Origin of the sequence: Rhodopseudomonas palustris BisB18 (assembly GCF_000013745.1) — a bacterium.
GTDB classification, from domain to species: Bacteria; Pseudomonadota; Alphaproteobacteria; order Rhizobiales; family Xanthobacteraceae; genus Rhodopseudomonas_A; species Rhodopseudomonas_A palustris_F.
The window spans coordinates 3,246,246-3,263,447 of the sequence record NC_007925.1; the positions used below are offsets into that span (position 1 = coordinate 3,246,246).

The following is a 17,202-nucleotide window of genomic DNA, read 5'->3' on the forward strand; positions in this document are numbered from 1 at the left end:
GCGAAGGCCGCATTACAAGCGCTGACCGCCGCTGGCGTCGATCTGCTGGCCGGTGACCCAGCCGCCGGCGTCGGAGGCGAGGAACGCCACCACCTTGGCGATGTCGTCGGGCTGACCGACGCGGCCAAGCGCAATGGTTTCGGCGACCGCACGGCTCGCCACCGGATCGCGCGCCGTCACGTTCATGTCGGTCGCGGTGGCGCCCGGCAGCACCGAATTCACCGTGATCTGCCGGGGGCCTAGATGCTGCGCGAGCAGCCGGCTCAACGCCTCGAGGCCCGCCTTCGCCGGCGCATAGGCCGCCATCAGCGGATAGGCCGCGCGCGTCCCCATCGAGGAAATATTGACGATGCGACCGCCGTTACGCAGCTGCGGCAGCAGCGCCTTGATCAGAAAGAACGGCGATTTTAGATTGGTCTGCAATAGCCGATCGAAATCCTCCTCGGTGACGTCCTCGATGGTCGCGCGTTTGCTGAGCCCGGCATTGTTGACCAGAATGTCGAACTGCGGACTGCGATAACGCTCGATCAGTTGTGCGGACAATTGTTCGGCGAGCGCAGCAGCGCCGCCCTTCGCCGACAGATCGGCCTGCAGCGCAAAGCCCGCGCCGCCCGCGGCCATGATATCGTCGATGGTCGCTTTCGCCGCATCCGCCGCGGAATGGTAGTGCACCGCGACGGTCGCGCCCTCGGCCGCCAAGCGCTTCGCAATCGCCTGACCGATGCCGCGGCTGGCGCCGGTGACGAGCGCGATCTTTCCGGTCAACGCCCGCGTCACGCCGACCACCCGCGATTGGCTTCCAGAGTCCGCGCGCGATCGATCAGGCTCTTGCGATCGATCTTGTTGGTGCCGGCCCAGGGCAATTCATGGACGAATTCGATCCGGCGCGGATGCTGATAGGCCGGGCCGTTGGCAATGGCGAATTGCCGGATCTCGTCGAAACTCGGCGGCGCCTTGGCGCGGCTGACGATGAAGGCGACCGGCACCTGGCTGCGCTCCTCGTCGGGCAGCGGCACCACCACCGCCTGCTGCACCTGCGGATGTCGCTCCAGCAGCTTCTCGACCTCGCCGGGATAGATGTTTTCGCCGGAGCAGACGAACATGTCGTCGGCGCGGCCGACAAAATAGTAGAAGCCGTCGGTGTCGCGGCGCATCACGTCGCCGCTGTAGTACCAGCCGTCGGAGATCGCCTTCGCGGTCTGCTCCGGCAGATTGTGATAGCGCGGCATCAGCGCCGGATTGCGCATCAGCAGCACGCCCTCGCTCTCGCTGCCGTTCGCCAGCCGGACGTCGTCCGGATCGATCGGATAGCCGAGCGCCATCGGCGGCGTCGGGATGCCCTGCGGATGCGGACCGAACACCGCCGGCCCCGCCTCGGTGGTGCCGTAACCGAGCGTGATGGTGACGTTCGGCAGCGCCTGTTTGATCTTGTCCCACAGCGCCATGGTCATCGGCGCCGAACCCAGCATCAACCGCCGGATCGACGTGATATCGTGGGTCGACAGCAGCTGGTGCTCTTTGACGACGCGCGCCCACATCGTCGGAACCGCGTTGGCCGCGGTGACATGATAGGTCGCGATGGCATCGATGTAGCTGCGCACCTCGAACGACGGCAGCAGCACCACTGAGGCGTTCCTGGCGAAAATCGTCTTGATCGCGAACAGCCCGTTCATGTGGAACAAGGGCTGGGCGATGACGTAGCGTTCATCGTCGCTGAGCGCGCCGCCGGTGCGCGTCGCGATCGCCCAAAGCTGCCCGGAATGCGTCAGTGGCACGCCTTTCGGGCGGCCGGTGGAGCCGGAGGTGTAAAGCATCTGGCCGATTTCGTCGGGCGCAGCCTTGACGCTCTCAAACTCGCCGGGCTTGATCAACCCGGCGAAACCGCCAGCACCAGCGTCATCGAAATCGATCACCTTGATGCCCTCGCGCACCAGTGGCCGGTGCGCGGCGTCGACGAAGGCGAGCTGGATTTTCGCGTCGTCCATCACGTAATCGATGGTGTCGCGCGGCAGCTTGACGTTGACCGGCACCGCGACGCAGCCGGCGCGCATGATGCCGAAATAACAGACGATGTATTCGGCGCGGTTGAACGACGCGATCGCGATGTGGCTACCGCGGGCGTAGCCCTGCTCGGTGAGATACTTCGCGACCCCGTTGGCCAGCCGATCGATCTCGCGATGGCTGTAGCGGCGCGGGTGATCGCGATCGACCAGATCGATGATCGCCTCGCGATCGAGGTCGCGATTGCGGTCGACCAAGTCTCCGAGATTATGCCAACGCATCGCGTCCTCCAAACTCTGACGTATCACTGGGCCGCCTCCGCAAACGGCACCGCCGCAGGATGTTCCAAAAGATCGTAATGACAGGCCACCCTGCGCCCGCCGCTCACCGCGCGCAGCATCGGCCGTTCCTGCCGGCAGCGCTCCTGCGCGAACGCGCAGCGGGTGTTGAAGCTGCACCCCGGCGGCGGATTGAGCGGGCTCGGCAATTCGCCCTGCAGGATGCTCTTGGCCCGGCGCCGTGCCTGCCGTGGATCGGCCACCGGCGCCGCCGCCAGCAGCGCCTGGGTGTAGGGATGCGCCGGTTGGCGCCAGACGTCCTCGCTGCGGCCGCTCTCGACGACGCGGCCGAGATACATCACGATCAAGCGGTCGGAGATATGCTCGACCACCGACAGATCGTGCGAGATGAACAGATAGGCCACCCCGGTCGACTGCTGCAGATCCTCCAGCAAGTTGATCACTTGGGCGCGCACCGAGACGTCGAGCGCCGACACCGGCTCGTCGCAGATGATCACCTTCGGGCTGAGCGCCAGCGCCCGCGCGATGCCGAGCCGCTGACGCTGGCCGCCGGAGAACTCGTGCGGATAACGCCGCACCGCCTCCTTCGGCAACCCGACCTGCTCCAGCAACTCGACGACCCGGTCGCGGATATCGCGGCGCGACCACCCGGCGACGCTGAGCGGCTGGCCGACGATGGTGCCGACATCATGCCGCGGATTGAGTGAGCCGTAAGGATCCTGGAAGATCATCTGCATGGTCTTGCGTGCGTCTTTCAACGCGCGGCTCTGCATATGGGTGATGTCCTGCCCGTCGAGCACGACAAGACCGTCGCAGCACGGCACCAGCCGCATCACCGCCTTGCCAAGCGTCGACTTGCCGCAGCCGGATTCGCCGACCAGGCCGACGGTCTCGCCAGCGTCAAGCTCGAAGCTGACATCGTCGACCGCGCGCACGGTGCCCTGCGCGGTCTGGTACTGCACGCAAAGGCTAAGAACCGATAGCAGCGACATCGCGCGACAACTCCTCTTCGGCGGCGAAACAGGCGGCGGTGCGGTGTGGTAGCAACGGCTGCAGCGTCGGGCGCTCGGCGCGGCAGCGATCGAACGCGTCGGGGCAGCGATTCTGGAACGCGCAGCCGGTTGGCAGGTTCTCCAGCGCCGGTACACTGCCGGTGATTTCCACGAGCCGGTTGCCATGTCGCAACGCCGACGGCGTCGCTCCAAGCAGCCCGCGGGTGTAGCGATGCAGCGGCCGCTCGAACAGCGCTTCGACCGGGGCCTCCTCGACCTTGCGGCCGGCATACATCACGACCACCCGATCCGCCGTCTCGGCGACCACGCCGAGGTCGTGGGTGATGATGATCAGCCCCATCCCGGTGTCGGTCTGCACTTCTTTCATCAGATCGAGAATCTGCGCCTGGATGGTGACGTCGAGTGCGGTGGTCGGCTCGTCGGCGATCAGCAGCTTCGGACCGCAGGCGATCGCCATCGCGATCATCACCCGCTGGCTCATGCCACCGGACATCTGATGCGGATAGTCATTGAGCCGCCGCTCGGCGTCCGGGATCCGCACCCGCCGCAGCATTTCGACCGCGCGGTTCGACGCCTCCTTGCGCGAGACATCGGCGTGGCAGCGGATCGCCTCGACCAATTGATCGCCGATGGTGATCACCGGGTTCAGCGAAGTCATCGGATCCTGGAAGATCATCGAGATGTCCTGGCCGCGCACCCGCTGCATCTCGCGATCCGACAACGCCGCGAGATCACGGCCCATGAAACGGATCGCGCCGCCGACGATCTTCGCCGGCGGTTCCGGCAACAGCCGCATCACCGCGAGCGCCGACAGCGACTTGCCGCAACCGGATTCGCCGACGATCGCCAGGGTTTCACCGGCGGCCACCGTCAGCGACAGCCCATCGATCGCCGGCAGCACGCCGCGCCTGGTGAACAGCGACACTTCGAGTCGATCGATCTCCAACAGCGGCGCGGGTGTCGCGAGCGTGACGGCAGCCATCAGCGGTCCCTCAGCTTCGGATTGAGCGCGTCGTTGAGGCCATCGCCGACCAGGTTGAGCGCCAGCACGGTGAGCATGATCGCCAGACCCGGCACCGCGCAGATGTACCAGGAGCTGCGGATCAAGGTGCGACCATCGCCGATCAGCCGGCCCCAGCTCGAGACGTTGGGATCGCCGAGCCCGAGGAACGACACCGCGGATTCGAACAGCACCGCGCCGGCGATCACCAGCGACGACAGCACGATCACCGGCGGCAACGCGTTGGGCAGGATCTCGCCGAACATGATGCGCAGATTGCCCATCCCCATGGCGCGGCAAGCTTGGACGAATTCGCGATCGCGCAGCGACATGAATTCCGCCCGGGTCAGCCGCGCGATCGGCGTCCAGGTCACGATGCCGACCGCGATGGTGACGTATTCGATCTTCTGGCCGAGGATCGAGACGATGGTCAGCACGAAGATCAGATTGGGGATGGTCTGGAACAGTTCGGTGAAGCGCATCAACAGCTCGTCGATCCAGCCGCCGAAATACGCCGCGGTGGCGCCGACGCTGATGCCGATGATGGTCGCGGTCAGGCTTGCGCACAGCCCGATTAGCAACGTTGTGCGGGCGCCGTAGGCGATCATCGCCGCGATGTCTCGACCGAGTGAATCAGTGCCGAGCGGATAGCGCGACGACATGAACGGCCAGATCTCCGGCTTGCCGACGATCCGCAGCGGGTTCCGCGGAAACAACCACGGCGCCGAGAGCGCGATGCCGATCACCAGGATCACCAGCACGAAGCCGACCAAAGCGGCGCGGTTGCGGGCGAAGCGTCCGGCGAAATCGATCGTGAGTCTGAGCATGCGCTACCTCACCCGAATGCGCGGATCGAGCCGCAGATAGATCAGATCGACCGCGGCGTTGGACACCGCGACGAGCAGCGAACCGAGCACCAGCACGCCGAGCACCATCGGGAAGTTCCGGCTCATCACGCTGTCGAACAACAGACTGCCGATGCCTGGCCAGCTGAACACCGCCTCGATCACTACGCTGCCGCCCAAGATGGTGCCGAGCTGCAGGCCGAGCAGCGTCACGATCGGCAACAGCGCGTTGCGCATCACATGCGCAATCACCACGCGGCCGCGGGACAACCCCTTGGCGCGCGCGGTGCGGACGAAATCGAGACGAAACACCTCCAGCATCGAGGCTCGCATCACCCGGGCGTAGGTCGCCGCGTAAAACAGCCCGAGCGCGGTGGCCGGCAGCACCAGATGGTGCATCACGTCGAGCGCGTCGCCGAACGCGCCATGCTCCGAACCGATGGTGCGCATGCCGCCGACCGGAAACCAGCCGAGCTTCACCGCGAACAGCACCGTCATCATGATGCCGAGCCAGAAGCTCGGCGCGGCGAAAAAGAACACCGCGCCGAGCGAGATCAGATTGTCCCAGATGGTGTTGACCTTGACCGAGGCCAGCACCCCGGCGGTGATGCCGACCAGCAGCGCGATCGCGGTGGCCGACAGCATCAGGATCACCGTGGACGGCAGCTGCTCGAGGATCACGTCGAGCACCGGGGCATTCTGCCGGTAGGAGAAGCCGAGGTCGAGCCGCATCACCGACCAGATGTATTTGGCGAGTTGCACCGAGGTCGGCTGGTCGACCCCGTAGGTGTGGCGCAGCTGATCCAGCATCGCCGGGTCGGTGACCTGCTGCTCCGAGGTCATGACGTCGAACAGGCTGCCCGGCGCCATATGGATCAGCATGAAGTTGAGCACGATCACCCCGAGGATCAGCGGGATGATCTGAAGAAGGCGGCGAATGATGATGCGACGCACGTTGCCTCCCTTGTCAGCGATCGAGCCAGAGTTCAGCCCAGCTCTCACCCATGAAGTCCGCGGTCAATGAATGGTCGCGCACGTCGGAGCGCACGATCGTCACCGGCTCGAGATCCACCATCGGCAGGATCGGCGCTTCGCTGGTCGCAAGGCGGTCGAACTCCTTGGCGAGCGCAATGCGCTTCGGCTCGTCGGTCTCCACCGTCATGCTGCTGACGATCTTGTCCATTTCCGGATTGGAATAGCCGGTAGCGTTGCGGAACGCCGCGCCCTTCACGATGCCGTCGGTGGTGTAATATTGCGTGGAGGTGGGGACCAACTCGACGCTGCCGGTACTGTTCGAGATCGCGACGTCATAGTCGTAGTCGGTATAGATCCGCTTCAATGAGGTGGCGCGGTCCGGCACCGCGAGGTCGACGGTGATGTCGAGGTCCTCGAACGCCTGTTTGACGTATTGACCCATCTTGACGTTCTCTTCGAACCAGCCGGCCGACACCAGGCTGAGCTTGAAGCGCGAACCGCCCTTCACCGGATAGCCCGCGGCATCCAGCATCGAAGCGGCCTTCTTGACGTCGAACGGATAGGCCTGGACGTCCTTGGTGAAGAAGATCGCGTTGGAGTTGTGCACCACCCCGACCGACGGCTTGGCGCGGCCGAAGAAGATGGTGTCGGCGATGAATTCGCGATCGATCGCCATCATCAACGCCTGGCGCACCTCGCGCTTCTTGAAGATGTCGCGGCGTTGGTTGAACTCGACGGTCGCGATCCAGGCGGAGTTTGAATAGCCCTTGGTCTCCGCGACGAACTTGCCGCCGGCGGTGAGCCGGGTGATCTCCGGATAGGGAATCGGGTTGAACGTGCCGATATCGAGCTGACCGGCTTCGAACGCCGCCGAGCGCGACGCCGGGTCGCGCCACCAGCGGATCACCAGCTTGTCGAGATAGGGCAGCCCCGGATTCCAATAGCTCTCGTTGCGGGCATATTCGACGTGGCTGCCACGCACCCATTCCTTGACCTTGAACGGGCCGGTGCCGATCGGGGTGTTGTTGACCGGATTGGTGATGATATTGCTGCCGGCATAAATGTGCTTGGGGATCACCAGGCCGGCTTTGCCGGACAGCACCGACTTGAGAAAGAACTCCGGCACCGGCGCCTTGAACTTGAACACCACGGTGAGCGGATCGACGGCTTCCGCCGCCTCCAGCGCGTTGAGCGACACACCGGCGGAGATCGGCTTCCAGTATTCCATCGCGTTGAACACAACGTCGTCGGCGGTGAACGGCTTGCCGTCATGCCAGGTCACCTTGTCGCGCAGCTTGATGGTGTAGCTGCGGAAGTCGGCGGCCGGCGCGATCGACAGCGCCAGCACCGGCTCGAACTTGAGGTCGACGGTGAGCCGCAACAGCCGCTCGACCACCTTGGTCGAGGTGAAATACGGGCTCGATCCGCCGCCGGCGGGAACGAACAGCGACTGCGGTTCGAAGCCGCCCCAAGTGCCGATCAGCGTTCCGCCCCGCTTCGGCGTCGCCGCCGCGGCTGCGGCCGCGGAACTCCCGAGCCGGCTCGCCAGCACTACGCCCGCAGTTGTCAGCAGAAAGTCACGTCTCGAAAACCTGCTCATCTGTATTCCTTACGTTGCGAGTGCGTCGAACCTGGCTCGGGTGCTGCGTTGCGGTGCTTACGGTGTCATTTCGACTCCAGCGTCGAATAGGTGCCGCGTCCGATCGCCAGCAGTGCCCCCTTTTCGTCGAACACGTCGACATCGGCGACGCCGACGCTCTTGCCGGCGCGGCGCACCCGTGACACCGCCACTAGCGCGGTGTCGACCGCCGGCTTCAGGTAGTCGACGCGGAAGTTGACGGTCGGCAGGCCGCGGCCGACCATCATGCCAACGGCGAAATCGCCGACGGTGTCGATCACCGACGCGATCACGCCGCCATGCCATTGCTTGGAGCCCGGACGACGTTCAAATTCGGCGCGCATCGGCGTGCGCATCGTCACCTCCTGCTTCTCCGGATCGGCCGAGGTCACAGCCAATCCGAGAAACTGGGCGAACGGCGAGGCATCGAGCATCGCCTGGATTTGCGCCGCGGTCAGCGGCTCAGGCTTGCTCATGGCGTCACCACGACTTTGCCGAACACCGCGCGGTCTTCGATCACCCGCACCGCCTCTTTCGCCTCCTCCAACGGATAGGATTTGTCGATCAAGACCTTGAGCTTGCCGCTCTCGACCAGATCGAACAGCTTCGGCAGGTCGTCGCGCTCCCAGCCGTTGGAGCCGAGGATCTGCAGCTCGAAAGTCCAGATGAAGCGCAGATCTTCCTGCGGCGAATAGCCGGCGGTGGCGCCGCAGGTCAGCAACCTGCCGCCGACCTTGAGCACGCGCATCGATTTCACCCAGGTGTCGCCGCCGGTGAAGTTCACCACCACGTCGACGCCGCCGCTTTCGACGAAACGCCGGCGATGCGGCTTGCCGTGGCGCTCGAACACCGTCTTCATGAAATCGGCTTGGGTGTAGAGGATGATCTCATCGGCGCCGAGTTCGGTGAGCCGTCGGCCCTTCTCTTCGCTGCCGGCGCAGGCGATCACATAGGCGCCGGCCAGCTTGGCGAGCTGCACGCAGCACACGCCGACGCCGCCGCTGGCGCCGAGGATCAAGACCTTTTCACCAGCCTTGATTTTGCCGATGGTGTTCATCATCCGGATCGCGGTGCCGTAGGCCACCGGCAACGCCGCCGCCTGCTCGAACGTCACCGCGTCGGGAATCTTCACCAACTGGTGCGCTTTGGCGCGGCAGTATTCCGCCAGGCCGCCGTCCTGGGTCTCGCCCATCAGGCCGCCCTCGACGCGGTTGACCGGATCGATCAATACCCGGTCGCCGAGCTTCCAGCCTTCGACGCCGGCACCGAGTTCGCTGATCTCACCGACCACGTCGAGCCCGATGATCACCGGCAGCGGCACCTTGATGCCCGGCATGCCGCGACGGGTGAAGACGTCGTGATAATTGATCGAAGAAGCCTTCACCTTGACGACGACGTCGCCCTCGCCGGCTTTCGGCGTCGGATAATCCGCGACGAATTGCAATTTGTCGTTGTCACCATGTTCGTGAAGGACCACCGCGCGCATGTGCTGTTTCGCTCCGTTTTTGTTAGGCTGCTGTTGTGGCAGCGAGGGACCAGGTCGTCAGTCCCTCGACCGCCTGTTGGGTAATCGAGATCGCTTGTTCGGTGGTTTCGCCGCGCCAATGCGACGACACCGGCACGAAGCAGTCGTGCAAGTCGGCGCGCAGCAGGCGAACCCGTTCGCTGTCGGCTTCGGCTTTGAACTTCAGCCATTGATCGAGCCGTAGCGCGTGGCGGACGTGGGGACCGCGGGTGCCGAATTCGATCACCGCGCCGACCATCGGCCGGCCAGCGAGAAATTTGCTCAGGCCGTGAAACACCAGCCCCTGATAATTCGGCCGCGCCACGTTATGCGGCCGCTGGCCGACGATGCGGTCCTTGCCCCACCAGCGCACGGCCTCGCCATGCAGCGCGCCGCCCTCGTCGTTGAAGCACAGGAAGAACGATTTCGCCCAGTCGCCGATCCCGGTGTGCCAATCGATGAAGCCGACCCGCTCCGCTGCGCCAAGATGATCGGCGACGATGGTTTCCAGCGCCAGATTGGACCACTCGCGCTGCGTCCCGCCGTAGTTGGTGCCCTGCGGAAATTCGTATTGGCCCCTCGCCTGCGCATCGAACAGCGCATCGGCGCCGTGAGCGGTTTGATAGGCCGAGACGGCGTCGGTGTACGGGACAAGCGCGGCTGGGGTCCACTCGTCCGGGACCTGGTGTGGATAAAGCGTGGCATAGCCCGGGTTGGCGGGATATGGCGCGTCGTGGTCGATGAAATTGCGGTTCAGATCGACGTTGTTCTCGGTGGTCCGCGTTCCCCAGGCGAACCCATACGGATTGAGCCCGTGCACAAACAGCACGGACACGCCGCGCGGCAGCGCGCGGGCAAACTCGCTCTGCATCCAGCCGATTTGCGCGGCCGAGCCGCTCAGTCCTTCCAAGCCATGGGTGCCGCTGATGATCACAAGTTGCGACGGCGCCCCGGGATCGCCGAGCCGCGCCACGTCGATCAGCAACGCCTCGCCGTCCGGTCCGGTCTTCGTCGGATGCCGATATTGCGACAGCGCGCAGCCAAGCGCGGTGGCCGTGGCGACGAATTTGCCGCGCGCGCCGGTGTAATCCAGCGCGAAACTCTTCGTGAAATCGTTCATCACGGCCGGTCTCATACGGTGAATCCGAGCGCGACGTTGGCTGCGTCGGCGTGCGACACGATGATGCCACCGGCATAGCTCTGGTAAGCGATCGCTGCGGCGTCGAACACCGCCCGCGGCGTATCGAGCGAGGCCACCTTGAACACCAGCGCGACCATGCGATCCGAGCCGTCCGAGCTAAGCAGCGCTGCACCGGCATAGCGCTCTGCAACCGCCTCAGGTTGCAACACCAGCACGGTGGCCGCGCCGGCCCGAAACGACACCCCGCCGCTGATCTGAGCCAGCAGCCCCGGGCCGAACATTTGCTCGTAGAGCGCTGCGGTCCGTGCCGGATTGCGCGCTGCGATCACGAATTCGGCGATGCCGGTCACGCCGTTACGATGCGCCTGCCATTCCGGGCGCCACACCAGTTCGGGCGTATCGTGATGGCAGAAGAAGGTGCGGCCATTCTCGACCTGCTCGCCGCTGACGCGAACAACCTTGAACCGCGCGTCATGCGTGCCGTCGGCCAACACGACCGGCCGAGCGAAGCTGATCGGCGGCTGCACCGGCACGCCGCGGGTTTTCAGAGTGGAATACACCAGCTCGGCATCGATCGACTTGAACACCAGACCGGTCAGCCCCGCGGGATGCGCCCAAAGATCGGCGCGCTGGGTCTCGCGGCCCGGCAGATAACCGAGCAGCTCCAGATAGTCGTTGCCGAAGATCGCGAGATTGTTGCTGGAGCCCAGCGTATGATGTCCGCGCTCGGTGAGCTGAAATCCAAGCCGGGCGTATTGCGCCGCCGCTTCGTCCAGCCCCCCCATCACATTGATGACGACGTGATCGAGAACAGGCCGGAATTCGTCAATGGCGGCAACCGTATCGTTCATACTTGTCCTGCCTTAGCTTCGTTCTCGGGAGAATGGCAAGGTGGTTCGCTTCACGTCTTGCTGATCGCGACCGATCTTCAGGCCGCTCGCGGACGCGGTGCCAGCTTAGCCATCGAAAACTCGATGGCGGCGTCGGCATGCAGCAACGTAGAATCAAAGACCGGCAGATCGATATGCTCCGGCCCGACCAAGAGGCCGATCTCGGTGCAGCCGAGGATCACGCAATCGGCGCCTTTGGCTTTACCCTCCGCGATCACGTCGAGGTACAGATTCCGGGAGGCGTCGCTAACAATGCCCTGACACAATTCATCGAAGATGATGTCGTGGATCACGGTCCGCCCGTCGGCATCGGGAATCACCGGATCGAGGCCGAAGCCCTCGCGCAATCGCTCGACGTAAAAGTCCTGTTCCATGGTGTAGCGGGTCGCCAGCAACAACGGCCGGCTCAAGCCCTCGGCCTTCACCGCCTCGGCGGTGACGTCGGCGATGTGCAGCAGCGGAATCGACACCGCCTGCTGCACTTCGTCGGCCAGCTTGTGCATGGTGTTGGTGCAGATCAACAGGCAGCTGGCGCCGCCTTGTTCCAGCACCCGGGCGATGTCCGCCAGGATCTGGCACGCCTCGTCCCAATGGCCCTGCTTCTGCAGGCTGACGATGGCGTCGAAGTCGATCGAGCGCATCAGGATATCCGCCGAGTGCAGACCGCCGAGCCGGGTGCGGATCTGCTCATTCAATCGACGATAGTACACTGCAGTGCTTTCCCAACTCATTCCGCCAATCAAGCCGATCGTCTGCATCGTCGCCGTCCGTTTCCACATGACATTTCTGCCTTGGCGAAACAGTAACAGCGATGGCGCGCAATCGGATCGCGTTTGCGGGACCTTACAGGAGTGTGCCGGGGAGGAAATTGGCGTTGTTGCGGCGATCCGAGGAATAGAATTTCGTCTCCTGCCCCCGCCGCAGAGCGAACTCCCTGTTCAAGGAAACGATGGCACTGGCGGCCACGAGCAAAAGGGGCCTCTCCGCACCTGGCAACTCGCCGAGTGGCGGACTGAGAAAACCGGAGATCCGCGCTTGAGCCGACGGCAATGCTGTCCATAAGGCGGGGTCTGGCGGTGTCGGAGCATAAGAACGTCGATCGGGACCTCAATCCAAGCTGAGTTCCACCCCTTCGCCAGAACATCGAAGCGCTCCGCGCCAGCGGCGCGCCACGTGCAGTTGCAGCCGGCCGGGTTTAAAGAGGAACTCGCCAGCACCACGAGGGCGTTCGCCGGCAGCATGACTTTCGTGTATCCGCATCGGAGGGTCTACGGCTGATAGATCTCCTGGAACCTGCTGCCCGGGGTGCCACAGTTCTCTTTCGTCGTCCTGGCCCGGTGGCGGCGATCTTTCTCTCCACCTTCGTGATCAGCCAGAAACGCGCAATGCGGCACCGACAAACCTGACGACTTCAACCTGCACATGAACTGCCGACCGGATACGATTGACCATCCTGATCAAGATGGTGACAGCGATCGCCGAGAACTCGACGTGCCGGCGGACACGGCACCTGACATCGGCGAGGTCATTAAGTCGCACCCGAGGCCGTGTTGAGCGAGATCGAGGAATAGCGTTCGGCTCGCGAATTCTTGCTTCCTCTCCATCGACAACGAGCGTTTTCATCTCCGCCTGCGACCATGCGCGCAACAGTCGTCGTTCTTGATTGTTTCGCGCTTCTGTCTAGGAACAAGCCGCTGATCCCGATGTTGTTCGGCCTCTCATCATCGGAGGACCACCATGCGCATCGTCAATGCTATCACCTTGCTACTTCTGATCGTCGGCGGCCTGAACTGGGGTTTGGTCGGCCTATTTGACTTCGATCTCGTGACGGCAATCCTGGGCAACGGGGCCGCCGAAACCGCAACCTCATCGGCCGCATCGCGGATCGTCTACGTCCTCGTTGCGGTCTCGGCGATCTTCCAGATCGTCTCGCTGTCCCGCCTGCTCTCGTCCCAGCCGGAAACCTTCGGGTCGAGGAGCTATTGAACGTCCTGAGCTCGACACCCCGCGCGCCCAGGTGACCCGCGACAGCTTTCGCCGATCGTCGGTGACGAAAAACTGACTGTGCGACCTACTTTCTGCCGGGTGCGGCGGTTTGCGCACCTCCGGCGGTCGGACTGCGGGAATCCGTTGGCGGCTCTGTTACGAGCCGCCAACGGCCTCAACCCGATCAACCGTCCGGACGACACCGATCCGGCCAGCCGTTGCGCCGCTAGCTGTTTCGAAGTGCGGCGCTCGTGCCACGGGGCCGTCAGCCAGGCTCACCAGCGTCGTATCGATCGAAACACCTGTTAGAGCGGCTGCGTCACCTCGGCCTGCGACGCTCAGCCGCAAGACGTAGACGCGGTCCTCGCCTTCTCCTCATCTGCACAAGCATGTTCCTTGACAATACGACGCGAGTGCCTCACGCTCGCAGTTGCGAGTGCGGCTTGAAACAAGGCGATCGGAACTGCTGATTGGATCGTTGAACACCGGGCGGAGCTCAAGGGAGACCGCGCGGTGGCAACCTGCCGTTTCGTCCTCGACGGTTGAGGCGCCGGCTTGTCTTCCTTAACCTAATTCGGCAACACGGCCGATAAGACGGTAGCGTTCGACAGCGTCATCTCCAGTAGCCGATGCCACCGCCCGGGAACGACCCGACACGCGGTGCCAGGCCGATGTGATCGACGGCGGCATCGCCCCGCCGCAAGCCGGGCGGTTGGGACGCCATACACGACGACAGGCAATGAACATCGCGCAACGCGGAGGCGCGCCAATCCGCTGGCTTCCGTCATTCTATCCAACGAGGAGGCATCATGAACATCCAGAACACCATTGACGTCGTTGCGGCGGCACCGCTCCCCAACGACCCCTGGCATGATTTTGCTGCCGGCAACTGGACCCGCGAGATCGACGTTCGTGATTTCATCCAGAAGAACGTGACGCCGTGGGTGGGCGACGCGTCGTTCCTGGTGCCGGCGACCGCGCGCACTCAGGCGCTGTGGGCCAAGCTGAAGGATCTGTTGCAGCTCGAGCGCGACCACGGCGGCGTGCTCGACGTCGACAGCAAGACGTTCTCCTCGATCGTGGCGCATGGCGCCGGCTATATCGACCGCGAGCTCGAACAGATCGTCGGCCTGCAGACCGACGCGCCGTTGAAGCGCGCGATCATGCCGTTCGGCGGCTGGCGCATGGTGAAGAACGGGCTCGAAGCCTACGGCCTCAAAGCCGATCCGAGCTTCGAGAAGATCTTCCCCGGCATCCGCAAGACTCATAACGACGCGGTGTTCGACGTCTATTCGCCCGACGCGGTGAAGTGCCGCAAGTCCGGCATCATCACCGGGCTGCCCGACGCCTACGGCCGCGGCCGCATCATCGGCGACTATCGCCGCGTCGCGCTGTACGGCGTGGCCCGGCTGATCGAGGACAAGAAGGCGCAAGCCGCCAGCCTCGAACTCGACTCGCTCGACGACGCCGTGCTGCGGCAGCGCGAGGAGATCGCTGAGCAGATCCGCGCGTTGAAGGAACTGGTGGTGATGGCGAAGGCCTACGGCTTCGACCTCGCCAAGCCGGCGCTGAACGCCCGCGAGGCGATCCAATGGACCTACTTCGCCTATCTCGCCGCGGTGAAGGAATCCAACGGCGCCGCGATGTCGCTCGGCCGGGTGTCGAACTTCATCGACATCTACGTCGAGCGTGACATCGCCGAAGGCGTGCTCGACGAAGCCACCGCCCAGGAGCTGGTCGATCACTTCGTCATGAAGCTGCGCATCGTGCGCTTCCTGCGCACCCCGGAATACGACGCGCTGTTCTCCGGCGATCCGACCTGGGTCACCGAATCGATCGGCGGCATGGGGCTGGACGGCCGCGCGCTGGTGACCAAGTCGAGCTTCCGCTTCCTGCACACGCTGGAGACGCTCGGACCGGCACCGGAGCCCAACCTCACCGTGCTGTGGTCGGACTACCTGCCGCAGGGCTTCAAGGACTACTGCGCGCTGACCTCGATCCGCACCTCGTCGATCCAGTACGAGAACGACGATCTGATGCGGGCCTATTGGGGCGACGATTACGGCATCGCCTGCTGCGTCTCCGCGATGCGGATCGGCAAGCAGATGCAGTTCTTCGGCGCCCGCGCCAACCTCGCCAAGACCATGCTGTACGCCATCAACGGCGGCCGCGACGAACTGTCCGGCGAACAGATCGGCCCGACCTTGGCGCCGGTGACCGGCGACGTGCTCGACTATGATGATGTGAAAGCCAAGCTCGGCCCGATGATGGACTGGCTCGCCAAGACCTATATCGGCGCGCTCAACGCCATCCACTACTGCCACGACAAGTACATGTACGAGCGGATCGAGATGGCGCTGCACGACCGCGACATCCTGCGCACCATGGCCTGCGGCATCGCCGGTCTGTCGGTGGCCGCCGACAGCCTGTCGGCGATCAAGCACGCCAAGGTCAAGGTGATCCGCGACGCCCGCGGGCTTGCCACCGACTTCGCGATCGAAGGCGAGTATCCGGCGTTCGGCAACAATGACGACCGCGTCGACGAGATCGCGATCTGGCTGGTCAAGGAGTTCATGGAGCGGCTGCGCAAGCAGAAGACCTATCGCAACTCGGTCGCCACCATGTCGGTTTTGACCATCACTTCCAACGTGGTGTACGGCAAGAAGACCGGCAACACCCCGGACGGCCGCAAGGCCGGTGAGCCGTTCGCGCCGGGCGCCAACCCGATGCACCGCCGCGACGTCAAGGGCGCGGTGGCCTCGATGGCCTCGGTGGCGAAACTGCCCTACGCGCATTCGCAGGACGGCATCTCCTACACCTTCACCATCGTGCCCTCGGCGCTGGGCGCCGGCGAAGCCGACCGCGTCGACAATCTGACCGGCCTGCTCGACGGTTACTTCGCGCAAGGCGGCCACCACATCAACGTCAACGTGTTCGACCGCGAGACGCTGCTGCACGCGATGGATCATCCGGAACTGTATCCGCAGCTCACCATCCGGGTCTCCGGCTACGCGGTGAACTTCACCAAACTGACGCGCGAGCAGCAGCTCGACGTCATCTCTCGGACCTTCCATAGTGTACACTGACCAGGCCAACGCCGGTTACGCCACCGCGGCGCGCAAACCTTCGGGTTTGCGCGCCGTGCGCCCGGCCATCTCGGGCTGGGTGCATTCCACCGAGATCGGCGGCGCCGTCGACGGTCCCGGGATTCGCTACGTGCTGTTCCTGGCGGGGTGCCTGCTGCGCTGCCAGTACTGCCACAATCCCGATTCCTGGCACATGCATCACGGCAAGCCGAGCAATTCGCGCGACGTGCTGCGCGACATCGCGGCCTATACCAAGTTTTTGATGCACGCCCATGGCGGCGTGACGCTGAGCGGCGGCGAGCCCTTGGTGCAGCCCGACTTCACCCACGCCGTCCTGCGCGGCTGCAAGGAGATGGGGCTGCACACCGCGCTCGACACCGCGGGCTTTCTCGGCGCCCATGCCGACGACTATCTACTGGCCGACGTCGATCTGGTGCTGCTCGACATCAAGGCGTTCAGCGAGGCGACTTACCAAAACCTCACCGGGGTCGCGCTGGAGCCGACGCTGGTGTTCGCCCGCCGGCTCGCGGCGATGCAGAAGCCGGTCTGGCTGCGCTACGTGCTGGTGCCCGGCCTCACCGACAAATTCGACGAGATCGAAGGCTTAGCTTGCTTCGCGCGCGACCTCGGCAATGTCGAACGTGTCGACGTGCTGCCGTTCCACAACATGGGCGCGTTCAAATGGGCCGACGTCGGCACGCCGTATCGGCTGGCCGACACCCCGCCGCCGTCCCCCGAGCTGCTCGAACGCACCCGTGAGCTGTTCCGCAGCAAAGGGCTCGTGGCAACGTAGACCGACGGGCCGAGAGGCGCCGGCCAACTATCCTATCAAGCCATGAGCGCG

At 64.4% G+C, this 17,202-nt stretch carries 15 protein-coding genes; 3 read left to right on the plus strand and 12 right to left on the minus strand.

Features of this window, described 5'->3' with window-relative positions:
* Positions 1 to 12: 12 nt before the first annotated feature.
* The 12 genes from RPC_RS14865 to RPC_RS14920 all read right to left on the minus strand — a co-directional run bounded on the left by RPC_RS14865 (position 13) and on the right by RPC_RS14920 (position 12,044).
* Positions 13 to 777: an SDR family NAD(P)-dependent oxidoreductase gene (locus RPC_RS14865; RefSeq protein WP_011473406.1), complete on the minus strand. Its 765-nt coding sequence runs from the start codon at positions 775 to 777 to the stop codon at positions 13 to 15.
* Entirely contained in the window at positions 774 to 2,282 is a 1,509-nt protein-coding gene (locus RPC_RS14870) for a class I adenylate-forming enzyme family protein (RefSeq protein WP_011473407.1), read from the minus strand. Before RPC_RS14870 ends, RPC_RS14865 begins: the two co-directional genes overlap by 4 nt.
* A gap of 23 nt (positions 2,283 to 2,305) precedes the next feature.
* Entirely contained in the window at positions 2,306 to 3,292 is a 987-nt protein-coding gene (locus tag RPC_RS14875; protein WP_011473408.1) for an ABC transporter ATP-binding protein, read from the minus strand.
* On the minus strand, positions 3,270 to 4,295 hold the full coding sequence (locus RPC_RS14880; protein WP_011473409.1) for an ABC transporter ATP-binding protein: 1,026 nt from the start codon (positions 4,293 to 4,295) through the stop codon (positions 3,270 to 3,272). The genes RPC_RS14875 and RPC_RS14880 overlap by 23 nt, the downstream gene beginning before the upstream one ends.
* Positions 4,295 to 5,140: an ABC transporter permease gene (locus RPC_RS14885; RefSeq protein WP_011473410.1), complete on the minus strand. Its 846-nt coding sequence runs from the start codon at positions 5,138 to 5,140 to the stop codon at positions 4,295 to 4,297. Before RPC_RS14885 ends, RPC_RS14880 begins: the two co-directional genes overlap by 1 nt.
* 3 nt (positions 5,141 to 5,143) lie before the next feature.
* On the minus strand, positions 5,144 to 6,112 hold the full coding sequence (locus tag RPC_RS14890; protein ID WP_011473411.1) for an ABC transporter permease: 969 nt from the start codon (positions 6,110 to 6,112) through the stop codon (positions 5,144 to 5,146).
* Between the two features lie 13 nt (positions 6,113 to 6,125).
* The gene (locus RPC_RS14895; RefSeq protein WP_011473412.1) at positions 6,126 to 7,733 is read right to left on the minus strand and encodes an ABC transporter substrate-binding protein; all 1,608 of its coding nucleotides are present in this window, start codon (positions 7,731 to 7,733) and stop codon (positions 6,126 to 6,128) included.
* A gap of 65 nt (positions 7,734 to 7,798) precedes the next feature.
* Positions 7,799 to 8,227: a PaaI family thioesterase gene (locus tag RPC_RS14900; RefSeq protein WP_011473413.1), complete on the minus strand. Its 429-nt coding sequence runs from the start codon at positions 8,225 to 8,227 to the stop codon at positions 7,799 to 7,801.
* Complete coding sequence (locus RPC_RS14905; RefSeq protein ID WP_011473414.1) at positions 8,224 to 9,237, minus strand: quinone oxidoreductase family protein; 1,014 nt, start codon at positions 9,235 to 9,237, stop codon at positions 8,224 to 8,226. The genes RPC_RS14900 and RPC_RS14905 overlap by 4 nt, the downstream gene beginning before the upstream one ends.
* A gap of 22 nt (positions 9,238 to 9,259) precedes the next feature.
* On the minus strand, positions 9,260 to 10,375 hold the full coding sequence (locus RPC_RS14910) for a M14 family metallopeptidase (protein ID WP_041801875.1): 1,116 nt from the start codon (positions 10,373 to 10,375) through the stop codon (positions 9,260 to 9,262).
* 11 nt (positions 10,376 to 10,386) lie between these two features.
* On the minus strand, positions 10,387 to 11,247 hold the full coding sequence (locus RPC_RS14915; protein WP_011473416.1) for a VOC family protein: 861 nt from the start codon (positions 11,245 to 11,247) through the stop codon (positions 10,387 to 10,389).
* Positions 11,248 to 11,324: 77 nt separating this feature from the next.
* Entirely contained in the window at positions 11,325 to 12,044 is a 720-nt protein-coding gene (locus tag RPC_RS14920) for an aspartate/glutamate racemase family protein (protein WP_041801877.1), read from the minus strand.
* 979 nt (positions 12,045 to 13,023) lie between these two features.
* Between RPC_RS14920 and RPC_RS14925 the strand changes: the two genes are divergently transcribed.
* The 3 genes from RPC_RS14925 to pflA all read left to right on the plus strand — a co-directional run bounded on the left by RPC_RS14925 (position 13,024) and on the right by pflA (position 17,151).
* Positions 13,024 to 13,272: a DUF378 domain-containing protein gene (locus tag RPC_RS14925; RefSeq protein ID WP_011473419.1), complete on the plus strand. Its 249-nt coding sequence runs from the start codon at positions 13,024 to 13,026 to the stop codon at positions 13,270 to 13,272.
* Between the two features lie 809 nt (positions 13,273 to 14,081).
* Positions 14,082 to 16,358 carry a formate C-acetyltransferase gene (gene pflB, locus RPC_RS14930; RefSeq protein WP_011473420.1) on the plus strand — a complete coding sequence of 759 codons (2,277 nt, stop codon included), beginning with the start codon at positions 14,082 to 14,084 and terminating at the stop codon, positions 16,356 to 16,358.
* Positions 16,348 to 17,151 (plus strand): pyruvate formate-lyase-activating protein, encoded by an 804-nt coding sequence (gene pflA / locus RPC_RS14935; protein WP_011473421.1) that lies wholly within the window; start codon positions 16,348 to 16,350, stop codon positions 17,149 to 17,151. Before pflB ends, pflA begins: the two co-directional genes overlap by 11 nt.
* Positions 17,152 to 17,202 lie beyond the last annotated feature (51 nt).

Excerpts from the sequence above, each read along its gene's own strand:
- RPC_RS14885 (WP_011473410.1), bottom strand. The coding sequence starts at position 5,140 with ATGCTCAGACTCACGATCGATTTCGCCGGACGCTTCGCCCGCAACCGC.
- RPC_RS14880 (WP_011473409.1), bottom strand. The coding sequence starts at position 4,295 with ATGGCTGCCGTCACGCTCGCGACACCCGCGCCGCTGTTGGAGATCGAT.
- RPC_RS14910 (WP_041801875.1), bottom strand. The coding sequence starts at position 10,375 with ATGAACGATTTCACGAAGAGTTTCGCGCTGGATTACACCGGCGCGCGC.
- RPC_RS14900 (WP_011473413.1), bottom strand. The coding sequence starts at position 8,227 with ATGAGCAAGCCTGAGCCGCTGACCGCGGCGCAAATCCAGGCGATGCTC.
- pflB (WP_011473420.1), top strand. The coding sequence starts at position 14,082 with ATGAACATCCAGAACACCATTGACGTCGTTGCGGCGGCACCGCTCCCC.
- RPC_RS14925 (WP_011473419.1), top strand. The coding sequence starts at position 13,024 with ATGCGCATCGTCAATGCTATCACCTTGCTACTTCTGATCGTCGGCGGC.
- RPC_RS14905 (WP_011473414.1), bottom strand. The coding sequence starts at position 9,237 with ATGCGCGCGGTGGTCCTTCACGAACATGGTGACAACGACAAATTGCAA.
- RPC_RS14920 (WP_041801877.1), bottom strand. The coding sequence starts at position 12,044 with ATGCAGACGATCGGCTTGATTGGCGGAATGAGTTGGGAAAGCACTGCA.
- RPC_RS14895 (WP_011473412.1), bottom strand. The coding sequence starts at position 7,733 with ATGAGCAGGTTTTCGAGACGTGACTTTCTGCTGACAACTGCGGGCGTA.
- RPC_RS14915 (WP_011473416.1), bottom strand. The coding sequence starts at position 11,247 with ATGAACGATACGGTTGCCGCCATTGACGAATTCCGGCCTGTTCTCGAT.
- RPC_RS14870 (WP_011473407.1), bottom strand. The coding sequence starts at position 2,282 with ATGCGTTGGCATAATCTCGGAGACTTGGTCGACCGCAATCGCGACCTC.
- RPC_RS14875 (WP_011473408.1), bottom strand. The coding sequence starts at position 3,292 with ATGTCGCTGCTATCGGTTCTTAGCCTTTGCGTGCAGTACCAGACCGCG.